The 727-nt window shown below is 66.4% G+C and carries 1 protein-coding gene; it reads left to right on the forward strand.

What is annotated here, in order from left to right:
* Positions 1-39 precede the first annotated feature (39 nt).
* Positions 40-727, forward strand: a 688-nt coding sequence (locus U7114_RS19290; protein WP_416235574.1) for an Ig-like domain-containing protein, incomplete at its 3' end; no start/stop codon positions are given.

Genomic DNA, 727 nt, shown 5'->3' on the forward strand with positions numbered 1-727 from the left:
ACGACGTACACGGCGGTCATCAAGGGCGGCTCCGGTGGCGTGAAGGATGTTGCCGGTAACGCGTTGGCGCAGGACAAGACCTGGTCCTTCACCACGGCTGCCGCGGGCGGCGGCGATACGACGGCTCCGACGGTGACGGGTACGTCTCCGGCCGCTGGTGCGACCGGTGTGGCGGTGACGGCGAACGCGACGGGGACGTTCTCGGAGGCGATGGATGCCTCGACGGTCACGTCGAGCACGTTCGAGTTGCAGACGGGGACGACGACGGTGCCGGCGACTGTGACCTACAGCAGCACGGATAGGGTTGCGACGTTGAACCCTGGCGCGGATCTGGCCGCGGGTACGACGTACACGGCGATGATCAAGGGCGGCTCCGGTGGCGTGAAGGATGTTGCCGGTAACGCGTTGGCGCAGGACAAGACCTGGACCTTCACCACGGCTGCCGCGGGCGGGGGCACGTCGGAAACGGTTACGCTCACGGCCACCGCTGACAGCTATGTGACGAGCGGGGCGACCGGGACGAACTATGGCACGAGCACCCTGCTGGGTGTGGACAACAGCCCGGTGGAGGTCACGTACCTGAAATTCGACCTGTCAGCCTATGCGGGCAGGACCCTGGTGAGCGCGACCCTGCAGTTGCGTAGTGCCGGGAGCGGGTCCACGGGTACGCAGAACGTCAAGCTGGTCGCTGATGACAGCTGGACCGAGGGCGGGATCACCTACAGCA

Source organism: Pseudarthrobacter sp. C1 (genome assembly GCF_034720455.1).
Classification (GTDB): domain Bacteria; phylum Actinomycetota; class Actinomycetes; order Actinomycetales; family Micrococcaceae; genus Arthrobacter.